The sequence below is a fragment of the Oceanicola sp. D3 genome (assembly GCF_006351965.1).
Taxonomy (GTDB): Bacteria; Pseudomonadota; Alphaproteobacteria; order Rhodobacterales; family Rhodobacteraceae; genus Vannielia.
This window is the reverse complement of the sequence record NZ_CP040932.1, coordinates 1,953,796-1,976,382: the sequence shown is the minus strand read 5'-3', so window position 1 is coordinate 1,976,382 and position 22,587 is coordinate 1,953,796. Positions and strand designations below refer to the sequence as shown.

General features: G+C 63.6%; 20 protein-coding genes. 16 read left to right on the top strand and 4 right to left on the bottom strand.

What is annotated here, in order from left to right:
* Window positions 1–36: 36 nt before the first annotated feature.
* Window positions 37–1,578, bottom strand: coding sequence for a trimethylamine methyltransferase family protein (locus tag FHY55_RS09990; protein WP_140014052.1), 1,542 nt, complete (start codon window positions 1,576–1,578; stop codon window positions 37–39).
* Window positions 1,579–1,756: 178 nt separating this feature from the next.
* Here FHY55_RS09990 and FHY55_RS09985 point away from each other — a divergent pair, with 178 nt between their 5' ends.
* The 4 genes from FHY55_RS09985 (at window position 1,757) to FHY55_RS09970 (ending at window position 6,013) form a co-directional block, all read left to right on the top strand.
* Complete coding sequence (locus FHY55_RS09985) at window positions 1,757–2,473, top strand: DUF2270 domain-containing protein (protein ID WP_140014051.1); 717 nt, start codon at window positions 1,757–1,759, stop codon at window positions 2,471–2,473.
* A gap of 91 nt (window positions 2,474–2,564) precedes the next feature.
* Entirely contained in the window at window positions 2,565–4,154 is a 1,590-nt protein-coding gene (gene guaA, locus FHY55_RS09980) for a glutamine-hydrolyzing GMP synthase (protein ID WP_140014050.1), read from the top strand.
* A gap of 71 nt (window positions 4,155–4,225) precedes the next feature.
* Window positions 4,226–5,014: an FkbM family methyltransferase gene (locus FHY55_RS09975; RefSeq protein ID WP_140014049.1), complete on the top strand. Its 789-nt coding sequence runs from the start codon at window positions 4,226–4,228 to the stop codon at window positions 5,012–5,014.
* Between the two features lie 54 nt (window positions 5,015–5,068).
* Window positions 5,069–6,013, top strand: coding sequence for a glycosyltransferase (locus FHY55_RS09970; protein ID WP_140014048.1), 945 nt, complete (start codon window positions 5,069–5,071; stop codon window positions 6,011–6,013).
* Here the strand turns inward: FHY55_RS09970 and FHY55_RS09965 are convergent.
* Entirely contained in the window at window positions 5,997–7,586 is a 1,590-nt protein-coding gene (locus FHY55_RS09965) for an AMP-binding protein (RefSeq protein ID WP_140014047.1), read from the bottom strand. The genes FHY55_RS09970 and FHY55_RS09965 overlap by 17 nt on opposite strands.
* Window positions 7,587–7,797: 211 nt before the next feature.
* Here FHY55_RS09965 and FHY55_RS09960 point away from each other — a divergent pair, with 211 nt between their 5' ends.
* The 6 genes from FHY55_RS09960 (at window position 7,798) to metA (ending at window position 13,183) form a co-directional block, all read left to right on the top strand.
* Window positions 7,798–8,082 (top strand): putative quinol monooxygenase, encoded by a 285-nt coding sequence (locus FHY55_RS09960; RefSeq protein WP_140014046.1) that lies wholly within the window; start codon window positions 7,798–7,800, stop codon window positions 8,080–8,082.
* An 89-nt stretch (window positions 8,083–8,171) separates the two neighbouring features.
* A complete protein-coding gene (locus FHY55_RS09955; RefSeq protein WP_140016073.1) occupies window positions 8,172–9,005 on the top strand; it encodes a DMT family transporter in 834 nt (277 codons plus the stop codon).
* Window positions 9,006–9,166: 161 nt separating this feature from the next.
* Window positions 9,167–10,264: an OmpP1/FadL family transporter gene (locus tag FHY55_RS09950; protein WP_140014045.1), complete on the top strand. Its 1,098-nt coding sequence runs from the start codon at window positions 9,167–9,169 to the stop codon at window positions 10,262–10,264.
* 115 nt (window positions 10,265–10,379) lie between these two features.
* A complete protein-coding gene (locus tag FHY55_RS09945) occupies window positions 10,380–11,294 on the top strand; it encodes a DMT family transporter (RefSeq protein ID WP_140014044.1) in 915 nt (304 codons plus the stop codon).
* A 59-nt stretch (window positions 11,295–11,353) separates the two neighbouring features.
* On the top strand, window positions 11,354–12,226 hold the full coding sequence (locus FHY55_RS09940) for an ATPase (protein ID WP_140014043.1): 873 nt from the start codon (window positions 11,354–11,356) through the stop codon (window positions 12,224–12,226).
* A gap of 33 nt (window positions 12,227–12,259) precedes the next feature.
* The gene (metA, locus tag FHY55_RS09935) at window positions 12,260–13,183 is read left to right on the top strand and encodes a homoserine O-succinyltransferase (protein ID WP_140014042.1); all 924 of its coding nucleotides are present in this window, start codon (window positions 12,260–12,262) and stop codon (window positions 13,181–13,183) included.
* 30 nt (window positions 13,184–13,213) lie between these two features.
* Here metA and FHY55_RS09930 read toward each other — a convergent pair whose 3' ends face one another.
* Window positions 13,214–14,095, bottom strand: a complete 882-nt coding sequence (locus FHY55_RS09930; RefSeq protein WP_168222969.1) for a sulfotransferase domain-containing protein — start codon at window positions 14,093–14,095, stop codon at window positions 13,214–13,216.
* A gap of 270 nt (window positions 14,096–14,365) precedes the next feature.
* On the opposite strand from FHY55_RS09930, the gene FHY55_RS09925 reads away from it, so the two are divergent.
* From FHY55_RS09925 to FHY55_RS09915, 3 genes are read left to right on the top strand one after another with little or no spacing between them, the layout of a single operon-like run.
* Window positions 14,366–15,310, top strand: a complete 945-nt coding sequence (locus tag FHY55_RS09925) for an alpha/beta fold hydrolase (RefSeq protein WP_254695471.1) — start codon at window positions 14,366–14,368, stop codon at window positions 15,308–15,310.
* Window positions 15,311–15,363: 53 nt separating this feature from the next.
* Window positions 15,364–16,233 carry a polyphosphate kinase 2 gene (gene ppk2 / locus FHY55_RS09920; protein ID WP_140014039.1) on the top strand — a complete coding sequence of 290 codons (870 nt, stop codon included), beginning with the start codon at window positions 15,364–15,366 and terminating at the stop codon, window positions 16,231–16,233.
* Window positions 16,233–16,850: a TetR/AcrR family transcriptional regulator gene (locus FHY55_RS09915; protein WP_140014038.1), complete on the top strand. Its 618-nt coding sequence runs from the start codon at window positions 16,233–16,235 to the stop codon at window positions 16,848–16,850. Before ppk2 ends, FHY55_RS09915 begins: the two co-directional genes overlap by 1 nt.
* A gap of 43 nt (window positions 16,851–16,893) precedes the next feature.
* Here FHY55_RS09915 and FHY55_RS09910 read toward each other — a convergent pair whose 3' ends face one another.
* A complete protein-coding gene (locus FHY55_RS09910; protein ID WP_140014037.1) occupies window positions 16,894–18,090 on the bottom strand; it encodes a DUF2235 domain-containing protein in 1,197 nt (398 codons plus the stop codon).
* A 147-nt stretch (window positions 18,091–18,237) separates the two neighbouring features.
* Between FHY55_RS09910 and FHY55_RS09900 the strand changes: the two genes are divergently transcribed.
* From FHY55_RS09900 to FHY55_RS09890, 3 genes are all read left to right on the top strand, one after another.
* Complete coding sequence (locus tag FHY55_RS09900) at window positions 18,238–18,927, top strand: hypothetical protein (RefSeq protein WP_140014036.1); 690 nt, start codon at window positions 18,238–18,240, stop codon at window positions 18,925–18,927.
* A gap of 136 nt (window positions 18,928–19,063) precedes the next feature.
* A complete protein-coding gene (locus FHY55_RS09895) occupies window positions 19,064–21,268 on the top strand; it encodes an NADP-dependent isocitrate dehydrogenase (RefSeq protein ID WP_140014035.1) in 2,205 nt (734 codons plus the stop codon).
* A gap of 92 nt (window positions 21,269–21,360) precedes the next feature.
* On the top strand, window positions 21,361–22,575 hold the full coding sequence (locus FHY55_RS09890) for an NADP-dependent isocitrate dehydrogenase (RefSeq protein ID WP_140014034.1): 1,215 nt from the start codon (window positions 21,361–21,363) through the stop codon (window positions 22,573–22,575).
* Window positions 22,576–22,587: the final 12 nt, after the last annotated feature.

Below are 22,587 nucleotides of genomic sequence, written 5' to 3'. Positions count from 1 at the left end.
AGTTCTCTCCGCCTCAGTGCTCTGCATCAACAACGGTTACGACATGGAGTCGGGCAGCACTTCCTTGCGCTTGGCGACGAAGGACTCGAGCTCTTCGCGGATGCCGGCGTCGAGCGGCGGGGCCTCGTAGGCGGCGAGCAGTTTGGTGACGCGCTCCGAGGCGAGGGCTGCGGTATCGCGCCCGCCCTCCTCTTCCCAGGTCTCGAAAGGTTTGTAATCAAGCACTTCGGACTTCCAGAAGGCGGTTTGGTAGTTGGCTTGGGTATGGGCGCATCCGAGGTAATGGCCGCCGGGGCCGACCTCGCGCAGCGCGTCCATCGCCTGACCGTTGTCATCCACCGCCACCGGCGCGGCGAGACGGTGGAGGATGCCGAGCTGGTCGGCGTCCATGACGAACTTCTCGTAGGAGGAGACAAGCCCGCCCTCCAGCCAGCCGCAGGCGTGGAGCATGAAGTTGACGCCAGAGAGCAGGCCCATGTTCAGCGAGTTCGCGGTTTCGTAGGCCGCCTGCGCGTCGGGTAGCTTGGAGCCGTTGAAGGAGCCCGAGGAGCGGAACGGCAGGCCCATGCGGCGGGCGAGCTGGCCCGCGCCATAGGTCACCTGGCTGGCCTCGGGGGTGCCGAAGGTGGGTGCGCCGGAGTTCATGTCGATCGAGGTCACGAAGGCGCCGAAGATCACCGGCGCGCCGGGTTTGATGAGCTGGGAATAGGCCACGCCTGCCATCACCTCGGCCAGCACCTGCGTCAGCGTGCCGGCGACCGAGACGGGGGCCATCGCCCCGCCGACGATGAAGGGCGAGATGATGCAGGCCTGCCCCGCCTCGGCATAGGCCTCCAGCGCGCCCATCATCACCGAGTCGAAGGTGAGCGGCGAGTTGATATTGATGAGCGAGGTCATCGCGCAGCGCCCATCGAGGCCACCAAACAGGATGTCGGCCATGGCGACGGAATCGGCGGCGCGGGACGGCTCGGTGACGGATCCCATGAAGGGTTTGTCGCTGAGAGTGATGTGGCTCATCAGCATATCAAGGTGGCGCTTGGCGACGGGCACATCGGTTGGCTCACAGACCGTACCACCGGAGTGGTGCAGCCATTTGCTCATGTAGCCGAGTTTCACGAAGCAGTTGAAATCATGCATCGTCGCGTAGCGGCGGCCGCCCGAATTGTCGCGCACGAAGGGGGGGCCGTAGACCGGGGCGAGCACGAGGTTTTTGCCGCCGATCTCGACGTTGCGCTCGGGGTTGCGGGCGATTTGCGTGAATTGGCCGGGCGCGGTGGCGCAGAGCTTGCGGGCAAGGCCACGGGGAATGTGGACGCGCTCGCCTTCCACCGTGGCCCCGGCCTCCCGCCAGCGCTCCAGCGCCTTGGGGTTCTCCACGAAGGCCACGCCGATCTCTTCGAGCACCGTTTCGGCGTTGGCCTCGATGATCTCCAGCGCTTCCTCGTTGAGGATTTCGAGATTGGGAATGGCGCGGGTGATGAATTTCGCCGCCTCGATCTTCATCCCCGTCCGCTCGGCCCGGCGCGCCGCCCCGCCGCCCGAGCGCCCGCGCCGCCTGCCTGCCGCTGCTTCGACCATATGCGAATCCTCTCCCTGAAAAGGGTTGCCTTTTGAGCCTGATAGCCGATGGCGGGGCCGCACCGAGGCCGGATTGCGCCACCTCAGGGGGAAATGCGACATGTGGGCCCGGCCCGCCCTCTTTGACCGAAGCCCTCCGCCTGTGCACAATGGCCCTCCATCGCGGAGGGAGGCCGCCATGACAGCACCCGCCACCACCGCGCCATCGCAGGAAGCGCGGCGCGGCACCGAGGAGCGGCTGACGCTGACCTCCTCGGAGATCACCGCGCTGGCGCACCTCTATCGCGGCGAGGTTTATCGCAGCACGATCTGGCGCACCCGGCTCGATACCACCACCAACTGGGCGGTGGTCACGCTGGGCGTGGCGCTGTCGATTTCGTTTTCCTCGCCCGGTGCCTCACCGCTGCCGCTGGTGCTTGTGGGCGTGCTTATCCTTTTGTTTTTGATGCTGGAGGCCCGGCGCTACCGCTACTTCAACGTCTGGCGGGCACGGGCGCGGTGGATGGAAACCCACTTCTATGCCCCCATGCTCTATGACGGCGATCTGCACATGGAGGACGAGTGGCAGAAAGTGCTCAGCGAGGATTACCTGCGCCCGCGCTACCATGTGTCTATGTTCGTGGCGCTCGGGCGGCGCATTCGGCGCAACTACCTGTGGATCCTGCTGATTCAGTCGCTGGCCTATGGTGGCAAGCTGGTGGTGCATCCGACCTCGGTTGAAAGCTGGCAGCAGGTGATCGCGCGGGCCGACGTGGGGCCGCTGCCCGGTGAGGTGGTGATTGGTGTGGGCCTGTTTTACGTGCTGAGCTGGGCGGGGATTGCGTTTTGGAGCTATCGCCACGATGCGGCGCTTGCCGAGCGGCGGGGCAAGGAGAGCTCCAGCTCGATGGGCTAGCGGCGTGGTGGGCAGATTGCCCACCCTACGGGGCCTCGCCCTGTGCTTTGCAGGCTTGCACCCTGCCCCGCAGCGCAATATTGCCTGAGCCATGAGCACGATCCATCCCGAGCGCCACCACGAGCGCCTTCTCATCATCGACTTTGGCAGCCAGGTGACGCAGCTGATCGCACGGCGCCTGCGCGAGTTGAATGTTTACTGCGAGATCCACCCGTTCAACACGGTGGACGATGCCTTTCTGGCCGAGTTCGCGCCCAAGGCCGTGATCTTCTCCGGCGGGCCGGACTCGGTGACCCGCGAAGGCTCCCCGCGCCCGCCTGCCAGCGTTTACGAGCTTGGCGTGCCGATCTTGGGCATCTGTTACGGCCAGCAGGCCATGATGGACGACCTCGGCGGCACGGTGCATGGCGGCAAGAACACCGGCGGCGGCGGCACGGCGGAATTTGGGCGGGCGAAGGTGACGCCCTCGGACGACAGGCTGCCCCTGCTTGAGGGCTGGTTCCTCGACGGGCCGGAGCAGGTGTGGATGAGTCATGGCGACCACGTGGCCAAGCTGGCCCCCGGTTTTGCCGTGTACGGCACCTCTCCCAACGCGCCCTATGCGATCACCGCCGATGTGAGCCGCAACTTCTTTGCCGTGCAGTTCCACCCCGAGGTGCACCACACGCCCAACGGCAAGACGCTCTACCAGAACTTCGTGAAGCTGGCCGGGTTTGCCGGCGACTGGACGATGGGGGCCTATCGCGAAGAGGCCGTGGCCAAGATCCGCGAGCAGGTTGGCGATTCCAAGGTGATCTGCGCACTGTCGGGCGGGGTCGATTCTTCGGTGGCGGCAGTGCTGCTGCATGAGGCGATTGGCGATCAGTTGACCTGCGTGTTTGTGGACCACGGGCTGATGCGCAAGGACGAGGCCGCCGAAGTGGTTGGCATGTTCCGCGAGCATTACAATCTGCCGCTCATCCATGCCGATGAGGCCGACCTTTTCTTGGGTGAACTTGACGGCGTAAGTGACCCGGAAACAAAGAGAAAGATCATCGGCAAGCTCTTCATCGACGTGTTCCAGAAGCATGCCGACGAGATCGAAGGTGTGGAGTATCTTGCGCAGGGCACGCTCTATCCGGATGTGATCGAGAGTGTCAGCTTCTCCGGCGGGCCTTCTGTGACGATCAAAAGCCACCACAACGTGGGCGGGCTGCCCGAGAAGATGGGCCTCAAGCTGGTGGAGCCGCTGCGCGAGCTGTTCAAGGATGAGGTCCGTGCGCTGGGGCGCGAGTTGGGCCTGCCCGACAGCTTCATCGGGCGCCACCCCTTCCCCGGGCCCGGGCTCGCCATTCGCTGCCCCGGTGAGATCACCCGTGCCAAGCTCGACATCCTGCGCGAGGCCGACGCGGTTTATATCGACCAGATCCGCAAGCACGGGCTCTATGACGAGATCTGGCAGGCCTTCGTGGCCATTCTGCCGGTGCGCACCGTGGGCGTAATGGGCGACGGGCGCACCTATGACTACGCCTGCGCTCTGCGGGCGGTCACAAGCGTGGATGGGATGACGGCGGATTACTATCCGTTCAGCCACGACTTCCTAGGTGAAACGGCCACCCGGATCATCAACGAAGTGCCGGGGATCAACCGGGTGACCTATGACATCACCTCGAAGCCGCCGGGCACGATCGAGTGGGAGTGACCAAGTAAGCGTAACCGTGTTTCTGGTTCGTCGCCGCCGGGAACCTCGTGTTGGGGAGGGGTGGAGGCGAGATGGGGGGCAAAAAGACGTCCGTTTGGAAACGGTTAGTCACGTGGGTGCGCATTCGCCTTGGCGCAGTAAAACCTTATTTGGCTGAACGCTTTGGGTGGTTCGTAACCAGCTCCTACTACGGCCCCAAGCTTGTTTCGAACCGGGTTGACCAGACCTTCAAGTTCTACCTGCGCGGCAGCTACGGCAGTTTTTACTGGGATCGCGTCACGGCCTTCAGCACTGCTTTCGTTTACCTTGATATTGGTGCCAACCAAGGCCTCTATACAATCGGCGCTGCGCAGAACCCGAATTGCGTTGGCTGCTTCGCCTTCGAGCCCGTGCCCCGGTCTTTCCGCTTTCTGAAAGCAAATGTTGCTCTCAATGGTCTGACCGAACGCTGCACCCTAATCAACAAGGCAGTATCCGGCAACGCAGGCACCGCCGAAATTGCTATCCAGCCAGCGCATAGCGGCGCCGCGAGCCTCAACCACGCACAGGGCGCAGCTAATGCGCCCTCCAAGAGCCGCTTGCAAATTCAGACCCTCACAGCGAAGGAGCTAGATGCTTTGCTGCCGCAAGACGGCCCGCCGATCTTTGTAAAGATTGATGTGGAGGGGCATGAGCCCGTTGTATTGGAGCAATTGCTCCAGACCCATTTTGCCGGGCGCATAGCCGAGATCTTCTTTGAGGTGGACGAAACCTGGTATGATATTGAGCCGATCAGGGCCTTGCTGACCGAGCGGGGATTTTCCAAGCTGCATCGGCATGGTGAAGGGCACCACTATGATATGCTTGCACTGCGCGCCTAGCGCCGAAAAAGCGGCCTTGCTCGGTTTGCCTTGGATCGAGGGGAGAGGTGGACCATGGGAACAGTGAACGTTGCCTATATGTGCGACGGCGGATTTGCCGCGCTGACGATGGTGTCTGCTTATTCCCTGCTTCAACGCTGCAGCCGACCCGTAGAGGTGACGATCTTCCTCTCGGAGGACTGCCCCGAAGCCTGTGAATGGGCCGGACGCCTCGATGCCGCCTTCCCTGCCGCTACGGTGCGCACGCGTCAGGTCGATCTGGAGCCTGCTCCGCCGAACTACCAAGGGCGACTGCCGATTTCATCCTACCTCCGGCTACGGCTCGTGGAGTTCTTTGACAGGCGCACGCTCTATCTGGACGGCGATACGCTGCTGCGGGCGGATGTAAGTGAGCTTTTTGACGCCGATCTGGGCGGACATCCCCTAGGCGGGGTGCAAGATGTTATTCTGCTGCGCGCCATCGAGCGGGAGAAACGCCGTTGGCTGCCGTTCGGACACAAACGCACCGGCACGGACCAGCAGGCGGCGTTGTTGCGCGAATGGGTCGATCTGGCGCACTACGTGAATACAGGCGTTCTGCTCCTCGACCTCGAAAGCGAGGCAAGCCGGGCACGACATCACGCGATGAACGATCTGCCTGCCGCGCTCGAGTTCAAGTTCAAGACGCAGTCAATCTACAACGATCAGGATTGGCTGAATTATCGGCTGGAGGGCGACAAGGCCAGTTTGCCCTATGCGTGGAACCTTCTTGCTTCGATCGAGCCGCGGAAGCTCAAGCATCTGCCCGCGCACGATCGGGCGGAGGTGCGAGAGGCGATGCGTGCGCCGAAACTGCTCCACTTTGTTGGAGACACAAAGCCCCACCTTCATGCCGCGCCGCCTGCGGGCGAGCCTAACGCCAGTTGGTGGCATTGGTTTCACGAAGAGCTCGACGCGCTGACCAAGATCACCGGCCCGGGCGTGAAGCAAGCGCTGCGATCGCCTAGCCTCGCGTCTTGAACCTGCGCAGATCATGGATTCCCTGCCGTTGGCGTGGGTCTTCTCCGGGGGCAAAAAGCGCGTGTTTCTGCACTTTCTGGGTGCCTGTGACCGGGATATCCTCGACGAAGAGCACCCAGCCCGGGGGCTTGTAGTAGGCCATGCGGGCGAAAGCCGCGTTGAAGATGGCGCGGGCGGTTTCGGCGTTTGGCGCGTGCCCGTCAGCCAGCTTGATTGCGGCCAGCACCTCTTCTTCGCGGGTCTCGTCGGGGCATGGCACCACCGCCACATTCTGGACCGCCGGATGCTCGAAGAGCACGTTTTCCACCTCTGCGGCGGCGATGTTCTCCCCTGCCCTTCGGATGATATTTTTCTTGCGATCCACGAAGGTTATGACGCCATCTTCACCCATCATGACGGTATCACCGGTATGAAACCAGCCACCTGACCAGGCCTCTTCGGTTGCCTCCGGCTTGCCGAGGTAGCCGGAGAAGAAGCCGCGACGCGGGGTAAGCGCGGAGTGGCGGATGACCATCTCGCCGGGGGTGCCGCGCGGGCACTCGCGGCCTTCGTCATCCCAGACCTGCACCTCAAGATCATCGCGGGCCCGGCCCATGGCGCGGGTGTCGGGGTGGCGCGGCTCCTCCTCCATCGAGAGCACCCGGCACATCTCGGTCATTCCCCAGAGCTCCACCAGCGGGATGCCAAAGCGCGCCTCAAAGCCAAGGTGCAGCGCTGGCTCCACTCCCGCGCCCAACCCGGCTCGCAGCCTGCCCAGCTTTTCCGGACCGGCGTCGCGGTCAGCCATCAGCACCGAGATCACCACGCCGAGATAGTGAAAGACAGTCGCCTGCGTCTCGGCGCAATCTTCCCAGAACCGTCTGGCCGAGAACCGTTCCGGCTGGATCAGGCAGCCGCCCGCCAGCATCACGCCGAAGAACGTCAGCACCCCCGCGTTCACGTGGAAAGCGGGCAGCGGATTGAACACCCGGTCGGCTCCCATCACCGCCATTGCGCCTTTGGGCCGAAGGTAAGAGGCGCCCATCAGCAGCTCGTAATCATGGCTGAGGATGCAGCCCTTGGGCCGCCCTGTGGTGCCAGATGTATAAAGAAGGCTGGCCTCGCTCTCGGGGGTAAGAGCGCCGCCCGGCGCGGGGGTGCGGGCATTTGGAACATCAAGGCCGCCCGTGAAGGTGCTGATAAGGGGCGGTTTTTCCATCTCCGTCGTGGCAGAGCGCACCAGCGCCTCATGGAGTGGCGCGGCGATGATCAGCTCCACGCAGGAATCCTCCAGCACATAGGCCAGTTCGCCCGGGCGGTAATCGGGGTTGATCGGGACGAAGGAGATGCCGAGGGCGTTCATCGCCAGTTTCAGCAGGTAGTGAGCGGGCTGGGTGCCGACGAGCACCGCCACGCGATGACCCGCACCGTAGCCTGCGGTTGCCAGCACCGCCCGCATTTCATCGACGGAGTCGGCCACCTCCCGGTAACTCAGTGAAACGCCGCCGGGCGCGGCCAAAAACTCTGCCGCGGGGGCCCGTGCCACCGCCTCGGCAAAGACCTCGCCGATGAGCCGACCTTCGATTTGCAGCATCCTCCGTCCTCCTCGCGGCAAATCTGCCGCGAACTCTGTTGCTCTACAACTTGCATTTCATCGGGTCTCGCTGCCGCCCACCCCGCATCTGCGGGCCGAAGACGCCGCCGGGCTGCCACCACCAGCGGGTCAGTGCACTTCCGGCCCCTCGCCTTCGGCTTGACCTTCACCGCAGCCCGCCCCACCTTCGCGCCACCAGAGGGAGGACATCATGGGAAAGATCCAAGTCACCGGCAGGCTCATCTGCACGTCCGAAGCCGATGCAGAGATTGCCCGCACCCATTTGCCGGAGCATATTCGTCTGTCACGAGCCGAGCCGGGCAATATTCGGTTTGATCTGACCCAGGGCGATGACCCGATGATCTGGCACCTCGATGAGCTGTTTGAGAGCCCGCAAGCCTTTGAGGCGCATAAGGAACGCACAAAAGACAGCGCGTGGGGCCGGGCCTCTGCCAGCATCACGCGGGACTTTACCGTCACCGAGTTAGAGGCGTGAGCGCCACGCCCCCATCGCCCGGCGAGATCGCCCCTGCAGGCACGGCAACCCGCCCCCGCAGCCCGGAGGCGCATGCGGTGCTTCCCGCGATGGCGTGGATGGTGGGGGCGATTGCCTCTTTTGCCACCATGGCCGTGGCCGGGCGCACGGTGAGCGAAGAGCTCGACACGTTCGAGATCATGACCTACCGAAGCTTTGTGGGCATCGCCATCGTGGTGATTGTCGGGCTGGCGACCCGGCAGTTGCGCCAGATCAGCACCCACAAGCTGCACCTGCACTTTGCCCGCAATGTCTTCCACTTCGCCGGGCAGAACCTGTGGTTCTTCGCCATCGCCTCGGCTCCGCTGGCGCAGGTGGTGTCTATCGAGTTCACCTCGCCGATCTGGGTGATCCTGCTGGCCGCGCTGTTCTTGGGCGAGCGGTTTACCGCCTTGAAGCTGGCAACCGCCGGTATGGGATTTTTGGGCGTTCTTGTCGTCGCCCGCCCGGATTTTGCCAACCTCGACCCGGGGCTGACGGCGGCGGCCGGTGCTGCCATCGGCTTTGCGCTCACTGCCGTCTTTACCAAGGTGCTGACCCGGCAAGCCTCGGTGCTGTGCATCCTGTTTTACATCACCACAATGCAGGCCGTTTTTGGCCTGATCTGCGGCTTTCTTGACGGTGAGATGGCTTGGCCCTCCAGCGCTGCAATGCCTTTCGTGGTGCTCATCGGCATTGCCGGGCTCTCGGCTCACTTTTGTCTCACCCGCGCACTCTCTCTGGCACCTGCATCCATCGTCATGCCGATGGATTTCCTGCGGCTGCCCCTGCTGGCCTTTGTCGGCATGGCCTTCTATGGCGAGTCGCTCGATATCTGGGTGGTGCTGGGCGCGGCGCTGATCCTGACCGGCAACTTCATCAACCTACGCGCGAACGCACGATAGCGCCCACGCGGGCCGGCATGTGTGCCCAAAGGCACGCATAGTGCAGAATTGGCACGACCTCGGGGCAGTTTTGCGCTCTGACGCAGGGTAACAAATTGACGACAAATCACGCGCTGCTCAAAAAGGTGTTAGTTGGGAAATACTTCGGGGAGGAGACCGAAATGAAACGCACCATATGTGCCGCCACGGCCCTTATGGCCACTGCCACCGCCGCCTCTGCCGGCGGGATCGAGCGGACCACTCAATCCATCGGCTTCATGTATGAGCCGGGCAGCTACGGCGAATTTTCCATCAGCCGGGTCAGCCCCGATGTGTCTGGTGTCGCAACCAGTGGCGTTGGCCCCTTTCCGGCCGGCCCTGACTCGGGTGACATGACGGGCGACTACACCTCGCTCTCTTTCGCCTTCAAGACCGATGTGAACGACCGCCTTTCCATCGGCTTCATCTATGAGATGCCCTACGGTGCAGACGTCTACTATCCGGCAAACACCGGCTATGCCTATGCAGGTTCCAACGCCGACCTCAACGTCGACGAGATCAAGCTGATCGCCAAGTATAATCTTGATGGTGGCTTCTCGATCCACGGCGGCCTGCGGATGCAGCAGGTCAAGGGCAACGTGGCGCTCTTCAATGGCTACACTCTTCAGGCCCCGACGAGCTCCGAGCTGGGCTATTTCATCGGTGCGGCCTATGAGAAGCCGGAAATCGCCATGCGGATCGCGCTGACATACCACTCCGCGATCACCCATGAGCTGACGGCAATCGAAAACGGCAGCCCCTCGCTTCCGTTTGAAACCACCTTCCCGCAGTCTCTGAACCTTGAAGCCCAGACCGGCATTGCCGAAGGCACACTGCTGCTCGCTTCGGTCCGCTGGGTCGACTGGTCGGAGTTCGATATCACGCCCTACGGCTACAACCTCCAGACCGGCAGCTCGCTGGTGGACTACGAAGATGACGTGATCACCTACACCGTGGGTGTGGCCCGTCGCTTCACCGATAACTTCGCCGGGATCGCCACCGTCAGCTACGAGGCCCAGAACGGCGGTTTCGCGGGCAACCTCGGCCCAACAGATGGCCGCACATCCATCGGCCTCGCCGGGCGTTACACCGTTGGCAACGCCACCATCACCGGCGGCGTGAACTACAGCTGGATCGGCGACGCCAAAACCGAGAACCCCACCGCCCCCGGCACCACTTTTGGCGACTTCTCCGGCAACACCGCCGTAGGTGTCGGCCTCCGCGTTGGCTACAACTTCTGACCGCCGGTCGCGGCAGAAAGAAACAGGGAAAGGCCCCGGGCAGCACGCCCGGGGCTTTTTCGTTTGGCGCAATTTCCGGGTCGCTCCGCCATGCGCGCCGCGCTAGATCCGCCGCATGACCCAATCCACCGATATCTCCACCCGCGCGTGGGCCGAAATGCTTCTGCTGGGCCTGATTTGGGGGGCCTCCTTTTTGTCGATCCGGGTCGCGCTTGATGAGGTGAGCGTGCTGTCATCCGTCTGTCACCGGGTGGGCTGGGCGGCGCTGGCGCTTTGGGCGGTGGTCTGGCTACGTGGTGAGGCAATGCCGCGCGGGTTGGCGATTTGGGGGAGTTTTGCGGTGATGGGGCTGCTGAACAACGTGCTGCCCTTTACGCTGATGGCATGGGGGCAGCTCTCGATCGAAAGCGGGCTGACCTCGATCCTCAACGCCTTCACCGCTGTGGCCGGGGTGCTTGTGGCCGCGCTGGTCTTTGCCGACGAGCGCCTCACGGCCCGCCGCCTCACCGGCGTTTGCCTCGGGTTTGCCGGTGTCGCCGTCACCGTTGGCCCGGCGGTGCTGGCGGGGTTTTCGCTGCGCTCGCTGGCGCAGCTTGCGGTGCTGGCGGGCACGCTCTGTTATGCATTTGCCGGGGCCTGGGCGCGGGTGCGGCTGCGCGGGCTCTCGCCGCTGGTAGCCGCGGCGGGCATGCTCTCCAGCTCCACCCTCATCCTGATCCCGCTGACGCTGGCGCTGGAGGGCGGCATCGACCTGCCCGCCACCGCCCGCGGCACCGCCGCCATCGCCTATTACGCGCTGATCGCCACCGGCTGTGCTTACTTGCTCTACTACCGCGTGCTGGCCATGGCGGGCGCGGGCAACCTGTTGCTGGTGACCCTGCTGATCCCGCCCGTGGCCATCGGCCTCGGGGCGCTGGTGCTGGATGAGGCGCTGCACCCGCGCGCCTATGCGGGCTTTGCCCTGCTGGCGGCAGGCCTCCTTGTGCTCGATGGGCGGCTCCTGCGCCGCCTGCGCCCTGCCCCATCCTGAAACCGCTGGACGCTCCGCCTGCCCCGCGCTACCCAACAGGGCAAAAGACGAGGGACGGCATGATCTACGACACCGCGCAAGACTGGCTGGATGCGCCGCGCAAGAAGGTGCTGCTCTTTGGCATGTCGGGGCTCGGCAAGACCCACCTCAGCCAGCTTTTGCGCGACAGTGGCGATTGGTTTCACTACTCGATAGATTATCGCATTGGCACCCGTTACATGGGCGAGCGGATCACCGACAACGCCAAGCGCGAGGCGATGAAGGTGCCGTTTTTGCGTGAGCTGCTGATGAGCGACAGCATCTACATCGGCTCCAACATCACCTTCCACAACCTCGCCCCCGTCTCCACCTACCTCGGCAAGCCGGGCAGCGTGGCCAAGGGCGGCATGGAGATGGCTGAATACACCCGCCGTCAGGTGCAGTTTCGCGAGGCTGAGGAGAACGCCCTGCGCGACACCGGCTACTTTATTGAACGGGCCGAGGCGCTCTATGGCTACCCGCATTTCATCTGCGATACCGGCGGCTCGATTTGCGAATGGGTGGACCCGGAGGATATGGCCGACCCGCTGCTCAGCGATCTGTCGCAGCAATGCCTGATGGTCTGGATTGAGGGCAGCGAGGCCCATACCGCCGAATTGATCCGCCGCTTCGACAAAGCCCCCAAGCCAATGAGCTACCGCCCCGATTTCCTCGCCCGCGTTTGGGGCGAGTATCTGCGCGAGAACAGCCTGAAAGAAGATGAGGTCGACCCTGATGACTTCATCCGTTTCACTTACGCCCGCGCGCTTGCCCACCGTCAGCCACTTTATGAGGCGATGGCCCGCAACTGGGGCGTGCGCATCACTGCCGAAGAGGCAAAGGATGTGACCACGACCGACGACTTCAACGCACTCATCGCGCGTGCCATTGATGCCCGCAGCGCCCGCACCTAAATTCATCATTCCCCGGATAAGCAGCCCGAACCCATGCCCATAACCTTGCCATCAGACCTGCCCGCCTTCGCCGTTCTGGACCGTGAGGGCGTTATGGTCATGGGAGATGAACAAGCGGAGCGGCAGGACATTCGCCGCCTGCGCATCGGGCTGCTCAACCTGATGCCCAAGAAGATCCAGACCGAGACGCAGTTTGCCCGGCTGATCGGTGCCACGCCGTTGCAGATCGACTTTCAGCTCATCCGGATGAGCGAGCATGAAACCAAGAACACCGCTGCCGAGCACATGGAAACCTTCTATCGCCCCTTCACCGAGGTGGAGGAGAGTGGCGAAAAGTTTGACGGGCTCATCATCACCGGCGCGCCGATTGAGCATCTGCCATTCGAAGAGGTTACCTATTGGGATGAGCTGACCCGAGTGATGGATTGGACGCAGACCAATGTGCATTCCACTTTCGGCGTTTGCTGGGGTGGGATGGCGATGATCAACCATTTCCACGGCGTGCCAAAACACCTGCTGGATCAAAAGCTTTTTGGCTGCCTGCGCCACGCCAACCTTGCGCCCGCCTCCCCCTACCTTCGCGGCTTTTCCGATGACGTTCTGATCCCGGTCAGCCGCTGGACAGAAATGCGAGCCGATGAGGTGGAAGCGGCGGGCCTCGACATTCTGGTCGGCTCCGACGAGGCTGGCCCCTGCCTGGTGGAAGACAAGGCGCATCGCGCTCTCTACATTTTCAACCACTTTGAATACGACAGCGGCACCCTGAAAGAAGAGTATGACCGCGACGTCGCCAATGGCACGCCGATCAACGTGCCGGTGAACTACTACCCCGAGGACAACCCCTCGCGGCAGCCGCTCAACCGATGGCGCAGCCACGCTCACCTGCTCTATGGCAACTGGATCAACGAGATTTATCAATCGACGCCCTATGACATCGCGCAGATCGGTCAGGGCTGAGGCGGATTCTACCGCGCGGTTGGGTCAGCCCTAGGCTGGCCCGCTTGAGCCATATTCCAGCCACGTCCGCTGCTCGGGCGTCAGATGGGCATCCATCATCGCGTCATAGGCCGCCAACTCTGCATCGCTCAACCTGCCCTTCCACTTGCCGCTCGTTCCGCTGTGGAAGAACTCTGCGTCGGACTTCATGAAGCCCTTGCCCCCTGATGGGGCAAAACGCGCCGCATGGGCCTTCATATTGTCAAAGCGCGCCGTCTGTACCAGCCGCTCCATGACCGGGGCGGAATGGGTTATGCCCAGCATCTCCGCCAGCGTGGCGAAGGTGCCCGCCAAATCCCGCGTCATGTCTGCGTAGTGGAACAGTGCCACGTTGGGCCGCTCAGCAAGGGCCACAGCGGCTTGGTAGTGCCTGATGATATGCGCGAGCGCCATCGCATCGCCGTCAAACCCTTCCGGCCCGCCATCCAGAAACCGGCGGAAGGTGGTGCCCTCGGTATCGTCCTCGGGATACCAGAGGCCGAAGAACGGCATGGGCAGGTTACGCAGGTGCTTGCGATAGGAGAAATGCGCATCGAGCGGGTGCCGGAAGACGCAGATATACTGCGCATGATCATCCAGCGGCAGCCCGTCCATTGGCGTGTGGCTCTTCAAACTGCGCCGGTGCTCCATTGCCTCCAGCCGCGCGGCCACCTCCGGCATCTCGCGCAGGCGAAAGTCGACCCATGGCATTTTGACCGACAGTTCGGTTTCAACCTCAGGATCGCCGGTGAACAGCAGGGCGATGATCGTTTGCATCCATGTGGTGCCGCACTTTGGCGGGGAGACAACGAAGACATCGTCGGGGCGGATCTTGACCATATCCCAGCGCCGGTTGTCGGTTAACGGGCCGAGGTAAAGCTTTCGGGGGGGCATCGCTGACGTCTCCTCCATGGGCATGTGGATACGAAAGGCCGCGCGGCGGCGGAAGGCAACGGAAAATTTGGCCAGTTTCCAAGGGCGCGCGACTGGCGGTGGCGCGTGCCGCCCAGGTTATTTGCTTCGCCCGAAACCCCGCGCGGCCTCCCCTGTTGATGCACAATTTGCTATGGCGGCGAACCGGCTTTAATCGCCAGAATGAAACTATCCGTGCCTGTCCAGCGTAACATCAGGGACAGCATTGCAAGTGAGGACGGACAGAAAATGATGCCGAAAGCGATAGTGGCCGTGTTGAGCCTTGCTGCCGTTGTTGCGGCGCTGGCCGGGTGCAGCGCCAGCCAGAAGCGCAGCGCCGAAGCCGCCTATCCGCCCGTTGGGCCGGTGGTGGAGGTTGCGGGCAAGCGCGTGCACTACGTTGAAGCCGGACGCGGGCCGACTGTTATCCTGATCCATGGCGCGGGCGGAAACCTGCGGGATTTCACTTACCGCATGGTCGGCGCGCTCGATAACCGCTACCGCGTTATTGCCGTTGATCGCCCCGGTCTTGGCCATTCCGAGGCCATCGCGGGCGGTGGCACGCCGCAGCAGCAGGCGGCCATCCTCAATGCGCTGGCCGCCAAGCTGGGCGTGCGGCGCGCGGTGATCGTGGGGCACAGCTACGGCGGCGCGGTGGCTATGGCTTGGGCCGTGGAGCACCCCGAGCGCGTGGCCGCCGTGGTATCGCTCGCTGGGGCGACAATGCCGTGGGAAGGCCCGCTGGACGGTTTCTACTCGCTCACCGGCTCCCCCGCAGGGCGCACTTTCGCCGTGCCAGTGATCTCGGCGCTCGCCTCCGAGGCGCGGATTGAAAGTGCCTTGGCCGATATCTTCAAACCTCAAGCCCCACCGCCGGGCTACCTTCAGCATGTCGGCGCGCCGCTCACCGTGCGGGCCTCTACGCTGCGCAACAACGGCCAGCAGGTGCTGAAGCTGAAGGCCTCTCTCCAACGCCTGCGCCCGGCCTATTCGTCGCTACGCATCCCCATCGAAATCGTCCACGGCACCGCCGATACCACCGTGGGAATCGACATCCACGCCCGCCCCATGGCCAAACTCATCCCGACGGCGCGTGTTACCGAGTTGCCCGGCGTCGGCCATATGCCTCAGCACGCCAACCCGGGCGCAACACTCGCAGCCATCGACCGCGCAGCGCAGCGCGCCGGATTGCGCTGAGGCCCTGCCACCCCCATACTGCCCAAGCCTTTTCAACCGCTTGGACGTGACCCATGACCAAACTCCCCTTTGACGGCGCGATCTCGAAATTCTTCAAGGAAGACGCGCCAAAGGACGTGCGCGACGCGGTGAAGGACGCCAAGGGCAAGACCATCCTCGAGGGCTATCCCTACGAAAAGCGGATGGACAAGGACGAGTATGAAGACACGCTGGAGGCGCTTCAGATCGAGCTGGTGAAGATGCTCGCTTGGGTCAAGGAGACCGGTGCCCGCGTGGCGGTGGTATTTGAGGGGCGTGACGCGGCCGGAAAGGGCGGCACGATCAAACGGATGCGCGAAAACCTCAACCCGCGCTCGGCGCGTGTTGTTGCGCTCTCCAAGCCCTCCGACAAGGAGGCCAGCGAATGGTATTTCCAGCGCTACGTGCGCCAGCTTCCGGCGGGTGGCGAGTTTGTGATGTTCGACCGCAGCTGGTACAACCGTGGCGTTGTGGAAAAGGTCTTTGGCTTCTGCACCGACGCGCAGCGGCAGCATTTTTTCACCCAGCTTCCCGGCTTTGAGCAGATGCTGACGGAGGACGGCATCCACCTTTTCAAGATCTGGCTGAACGTGGGCCGCGCCGAGCAGCTTGGGCGCTTTCTGGCGCGTGAGAAAGACCCGCTGAAGCAGTGGAAGCTCTCCTGGATCGACGTGGAAGGGCTGAAGAAGTGGGAGGAGTATTCGGCGGCCATCCGCGAGACCTTTGCCATGAGCCACACCGCCCGCAACCCGTGGACAGTGATCCGCTCGGACGACAAGCGCCGCGCCCGTATCGCCGCGATCCGCGCGGTGCTCTGCCGCTTGGACTACGCGGGCAAGGACGAAGCGCTTGTCAAAACGCCAGACCCGAAAATCTGCGGCGGCCCGGAGATCTGGTCGGCCTGATGCCCCGGCGCGGCTACCATCATGGCAATCTCCGACAGGCGCTGGTTGAAGCAGCAATCCGCCTGATCGACGAGAAAGGGCCGCAGGGTTTTACCCTCTCGGAGGCCGCAAAGGATGCGGGCGTGACCCCTGCTGCCGTCTACCGCCACTTCGAAGGGCGCGAAGACCTGTTGGCCGAGGTGGCCAAGCAGGGCTACGCGATCTTCGGGGATCTGATGGAACACGCCTATGAAACCGGCCAGCCTTCGGCGATCCGCAGTTTCGAGGCCACGGGCCGCGCCTACCTTGCCTTTGCCCGCAAGTTCCCCGGCCACTATCAGGCAATGTTCGAAGCCGGCCTGTCGCTGGCCCGCGATCCCGATCTTGCCCGTGGGGCCGCCCGCGCCCAAGCCGTGCTGGAACGCGCCGCAGCGGGCCTCGCGGAGCGGCTGCCCCCCGAAAAGCGCCCGCCCGCGGCGATGTTTTCCGCCCATATCTGGGCCATGTCGCACGGGGTGGTGGAGCTTTTTGCCCGTGGCAGCCCGGGAACCCGCGCACCCTTCCCGCCCGAGGAGCTGCTGGAAACCGGGATTGGCATTTATCTACGCGGTTTGGGATTGATCGAACCAGACGAATAGGCCGGCAGACACGCTTTGGCCGTTCTGAGAGGGCGAAGCGGCATTAGCCGTCCGGTGCGCGCAGGTCCGCTTCGAAGGGGCGGAGCGATGGGGGCCGGTAGGACGGGAGTTCATTGTAGCGGCGTCGGGCGGGGTTGGAGATATCCCACACGTAGTCTGGCCCAATCGCCACTTCTGTGGTGCGCCCGGTGGCCGGGTCTGGCACCTCCATGCGGCCCACTCGATCCAGCACGCGGCGGCGGAGCATGCGGGTGAATAAGCCGGGCGTGGCGGATTTGTTGAAGAGCGACGGCTCCAGCGGGTTTTCCTGCGCCTCAAAGACGGCAAGCTGGGTTGGGTCAAACTCCAGCCCTTGGTCCTGCGCCCCCTTCACAACCCAGCGCAGGGTGACGTGAGACAGCCCAACAATGTCGCCACCGCCGCCAACCGAGCCATGGTCGCCCGCGAACCAGAGCTGCTGGTAGCTGCGCTTGCGGTCGGGGTTTTCACGGTTGAGCTCGCCAAGGTTGCCCCAGAGCGTGGGCGGAAAGGCCTTCCGCCGCTCGTCGATCGACACCGCATGACGGGCGGCCATGACCATAGAGCTGAGCTGCGTGTCGTGAAAGCCTTGGCTTCGGTTGAACACCTGCGCCAACCATTTGTAATAGCTCGGAATCCCGAGCGCGCCGACTGTATCCCAGATACCGAGATAGGTGACCGTGAGCATCGGTGGCACCGGATGGCCCTGCGCTGCGCGCCAGTCCGCCTCCTTCTGAGAGGTCACGACATCGGGCGAGAAGCCGAGCCGAAAGCGGTGGCTTTCCTCGCTGGAGGGTTTGGTGGAAGGGGCGTTGTCGCGATAGCGCTTGAGAGCCTCGGGGGCCTTCCATGCCTCGGTGTGGCGCGGCAGGCCCGAGGCGCGGATGAGCCCCACCAGCGAGCGGGCGGTGAAGGCCCCGCGAGAAAAGCCGAAGACGTAAATCTCATCGCCCGGCTCGTATTGCTCGATCAGGAAGGTGTAGCCTGCGAGGATGTTCTTGGTGACGCCCACGCCAAACACCCCGCCTGTCACCTTGTCGAGCTTCTTGCGCCAGCCTGTTTTGCCAAAGCCGGTGCCGACGCCGGGGATGTATTTGAGGATCTGGGAGGTGCCATCGGCGGCGGTGCGCCGGGCCATGCTGTGGAGGTGGAAGACATTCGTCGGATAGGGCGCATCTGGTGTGTTCCAGGTGCCGTCGCAGAAAATCGCGATGCGCTTCATGGGGTAATGCTCCGAGGTCAAATGATCCGGGCGGGCCCGGCGGGAAATGGGGGCATTCTACCATAGGATGTGCGCGCTGTCGCCGGTCGGGTGACAGTGCGGCAGCGCGTGGCTAGGGTGACGGCGAAACTTGCGGGAGGCGCGCGCGTGTCGAACACGGCCATCATCATTTTGGTCACGGTGGTCTTCTTGGGCCAGATCGCTCTGGTGGGCGCGCTGCTCTGGTGGGCAAAGAAGCGCGAGGCCCTGCTGCGCGCTCATTGCGCTGCGGCGGGGTGGCACTTTTCTACCGGGCGGGAGGGGCGCAAGACCGTGACCCGCATCAGCAGCCCGCGCGAAGGCTGGGTGTTGCAGATCGTGGTGCAGCGCTCGGGCGGCTCAAGCTCCAGCAACACCACCCGCTACACCGAGTGGCAAGACCCAAGCCTCGCCCTACCCCACGGCCTGTCTATCCTGCCGCTCGACATCGACGGCAGCCGCGCGGCGGATGTGGAGCGTTTTGCGGGCATGTTGGGCGGCGGGCTGGCGCAGGCCATGTTGGGCCGGCTGCTGGGCAGCATGGCCGAGGAGGTGCCCGACCTGAAGCCAGTGCCGCTGGAGGGCAGTCCGGCACTGCTGATGGCGACACCCGGCGCAGAGGATGCGCTGCGCCCCATAGCGTTGCACCCCGCCATCCCGGCCAGCCCCCTGCCCCGCAGCGCGCGCCCGGCGATCATCCGGGGCCGTGACGGCCTGTCAATCCGCCTGCACGGCGCCCTGAAGCGCCCCGAACAGATCGACGCGGTTGTGGAGCTTGGGCAGACCCTTGCGGCAGCCCTGCGCGCCTCGGAAAGCTGAGGCCTGCGACAATCGGTATACAACGGCATACCTTCCATGCGCCAAGGATATGGGATAGGACAGCCGCAACATCCCGATTCCGCGCCGCAGCAGGTGCGCGGCGGGCCTTAACAACAGCTAGCGAGGGGGCTCCAACATGGCCGACAGCAACACGCCCGACATCATCTACACCAAGGTCGACGAGGCCCCGGAACTGGCCAGCGCCTCGCTTCTGCCGATCATCCAGCGCTTCGCCAAAGCGGCGGGCATCTCGGTGGGCACCAAGGATATTTCGCTCGCGGGCCGCATCCTGGCGACCTTCCCCGAGCACCTGAAAGACGATCAGCGCATCGCCGACGACCTCGCCGAACTGGGCGAGCTGGTGAAGACCCCCGAGGCCAACGTCATCAAGCTGCCCAACATCTCGGCCTCCGAGCCGCAGCTTGTGGCCGCGGTTAAGGAGCTTCAGGACAAGGGCTTTGCCCTGCCAGACTACCCCTATGCGCCCGAGACCGACGAAGAAAAGGCGGTGCGCGCCAAGTATGACACCATCAAGGGCTCGGCGGTGAACCCGGTGCTGCGCGAGGGCAACTCCGACCGGCGCGCGGCGAGCGCGGTGAAGAACTACGCCCAGGCCAACCCGCACCGCATGGGCGAGTGGACCTCAGAGAGCAAGACGCGCGTGGCCTCGATGGAGGGCAACGATTTCCGCTCCAACGAGGTTTCGGCCACGCTTGAGGGTGCGGCGACGGCGAAGATCGTGCTGGAGGGGGCCTCCGGCGAAACCGTGCTGAAAGACGGCGTGAGCTACCCGGCAGGCACGGTGGTGGATGCCACCTTCATGTCTGCCTCTGCGCTGGATGATTTCCTCGCCGCCGAGATCGAAAAGACCAAGGCCGAGGGCGTGCTGTTTTCGTTGCATATGAAAGCGACGATGATGAAGGTCTCCGACCCGATCATCTTTGGCCACGCGGTGAAAGCCTGGCTCGCGCCGGTCTTCGAGAAGTTCGGCGATAAGCTGGAGGCGCTCGGCGTCAACCCCAACGGCGGCATGGGTGCGCTGCTCGACAAGGTGAAAGACGAGCCCGAGATCATGGCCGCCATCGAGGAGTGCCGCGCCGCCCGACCGCCGATGTATATGGTGAACTCCGACAAGGGCATCACCAACCTGCATGTGCCGAGCGACGTGATCATCGACGCCTCCATGCCCGCCCTGATCCGCGCAGGCGGCAAGGGCTGGGGGCCGGACGGCAAGGAGCATGACACCGTCTGCGTGATCCCTGACAACAGCTATGCGCCGGTCTATGACGAGGCCATCGAGTTCTTCAAAGCCAATGGCAAGCTGAACCCCGCCACCGCCGGAACGGTGCAGAACCTCGGGCTGATGGCCCAGAAGGCCGAGGAATACGGCTCTCACCCCACAACCTTCGAGATCCCCGAGGACGGGGTGGTGAAGATGGTGCTGGAGGATGGCACGGTGCTGCACGAGCATGCGGTGAAGAAGGGCGACATCTGGCGCTCCGCCTCGGCCCGCAAGGCCCCCATCGAAGACTGGGTGAACTTGGCCATCGAACGGCAGAGGGCGACCGGCTATCGTTCGATTTTCTGGCTCGACGAAAACCGCGCCCATGACGCGCAGCTCATCGCCATCGTGAAGCCGATCCTCGAAGCCAAGGGCGTGGCCGACAAGTTCGAGATCATGGCCCCGCGCGAGGCCACCCGTGCGTCGCTGGAGACGATCACGCGAGGAGAGAACACCATCGCCATCACCGGCAACGTGCTGCGCGACTACCTGACCGACCTCTTCCCGATCCTCGAGCTGGCGACCTCCGCCAAGATGCTCTCCATCGTGAAGCTGATGCAGGGCGGCGGGCTGTTTGAGACCGGCGCAGGCGGCTCGGCCCCCAAACACGTGCAGCAGTTGCACGAAGAGAACCACCTGCGTTGGGACTCGCTTGGCGAGTTCTGCGCGCTGGGCGAGAGCTTCCGTTTCCTCGCAGACGTGAAGGGCAACGCCAAGGCCAAGGTGCTGGGCGATGCGGTGGATGCGGCCACGCAGGGCATCCTCGACCATGACCGCTCGCCTTCCCGCAAGGTGGGCGAGCCCGACAACCGCGACAGCCACTACTGGTTTGCCCGCTACTGGGCCGAGGCGCTGGCCGCGCAAAGCGCCGACGCCGAGCTGGCCGAAGAGTTTGCGCCCATTGCCAAGGCACTGGCCGAGGGCGAGGCTCAAATTACCGGCGAGCTGGCCGCACCGCAGGGAAGTCCTGCCGACACGGGTGGCTATTACATGAACGAGCCGGGCAAACTGGCCACGGTGATGCGCCCCAGCGAAACGCTGAACGCGATCATCGGATAAATCACACGCGGCGGCCCATTCGGCCGCCGCAGTTTTACCGGCGCTTAACCAGGTTGCGCCAAGGATGCCGAAGGCCTCAAGGAGACGCGCGAATGTCGAAGATCAAAGTCGAGAACCCGATGGTCGAGATCGACGGCGACGAGATGACCCGGATCATCTGGGACTTCATCAAGAAGAAGCTGATCGAGCCCTATCTCGACATCGACCTGCTCTACTACGACCTCTCGATTCAGGTGCGCGACGAGACCGACGACCAGATCACCATCGACGCCGCCGAGAAGATCAAGGAAGTGGGCGTGGGCGTGAAATGCGCCACCATCACGCCCGATGAGGCGCGGGTGGAGGAATTCGGCCTCAAGAAGATGTGGCGCAGCCCCAATGGCACCATCCGCAACATCCTCGGCGGCGTGGTCTTCCGCCAGCCGATCATCTGCAAGAACGTGCCGCGCCTCGTGCCCGGCTGGACCTCGCCCATCGTGGTGGGCCGCCACGCCTTTGGCGACCAATACAAGGCGACCGACTTTCACTTTCCTTCCGGCGGCAAGCTGACGATGAAGTGGGAAGGCGCGAATGGCGAGGTGATCGAGCGCGAGGTCTACGATGCGCCCGATGCCGGCGTTTATATGGGCATGTACAATCAGGATGAGAGCATCCGCGACTTTGCCCGCGCCTCGCTGAACTACGGGCTCAACGTTGGCTGGCCGGTGTATCTGAGCACCAAGAACACCATCCTCAAGGCCTATGACGGGCGCTTTAAGGACTTGTTCCAAGAGATCTACGAGGCTGAATTTGAAGAGAAATTCAAGGCCGCTGGCATCTGGTACGAGCACCGGCTGATTGACGATATGGTGGCTTGCGCGCTCAAGTGGAACGGCAAGTTCGTCTGGGCCTGCAAGAACTACGATGGCGATGTGCAATCTGACACTGTCGCGCAGGGCTTCGGCTCGCTTGGCATGATGACCTCGCAACTGATGACGCCGGATGGGCAGATTGTGGAGGCCGAGGCAGCGCACGGCACGGTGACGCGGCACTATCGCCAACATCAGGAGGGCAAGAGCACCTCCACCAACTCCATCGCTTCGATCTATGCGTGGACCGGCGGGCTGAAGCACCGCGCCAAGCTGGACGGCAACGCCGAACTCACCCGCTTTGCCGAAACGCTGGAACAGGTGATTGTCGATACGGTGGAGAGCGGCCATATGACCAAGGATCTCGCCCTGCTCGTCGGCCCCGATCAGGGCTGGCTCACGACGATCGGCTTCCTCGAAAAGATCGACGAGAACCTGCAAAAGGCGCTCGGCGGATAAGATGCGGTGCGG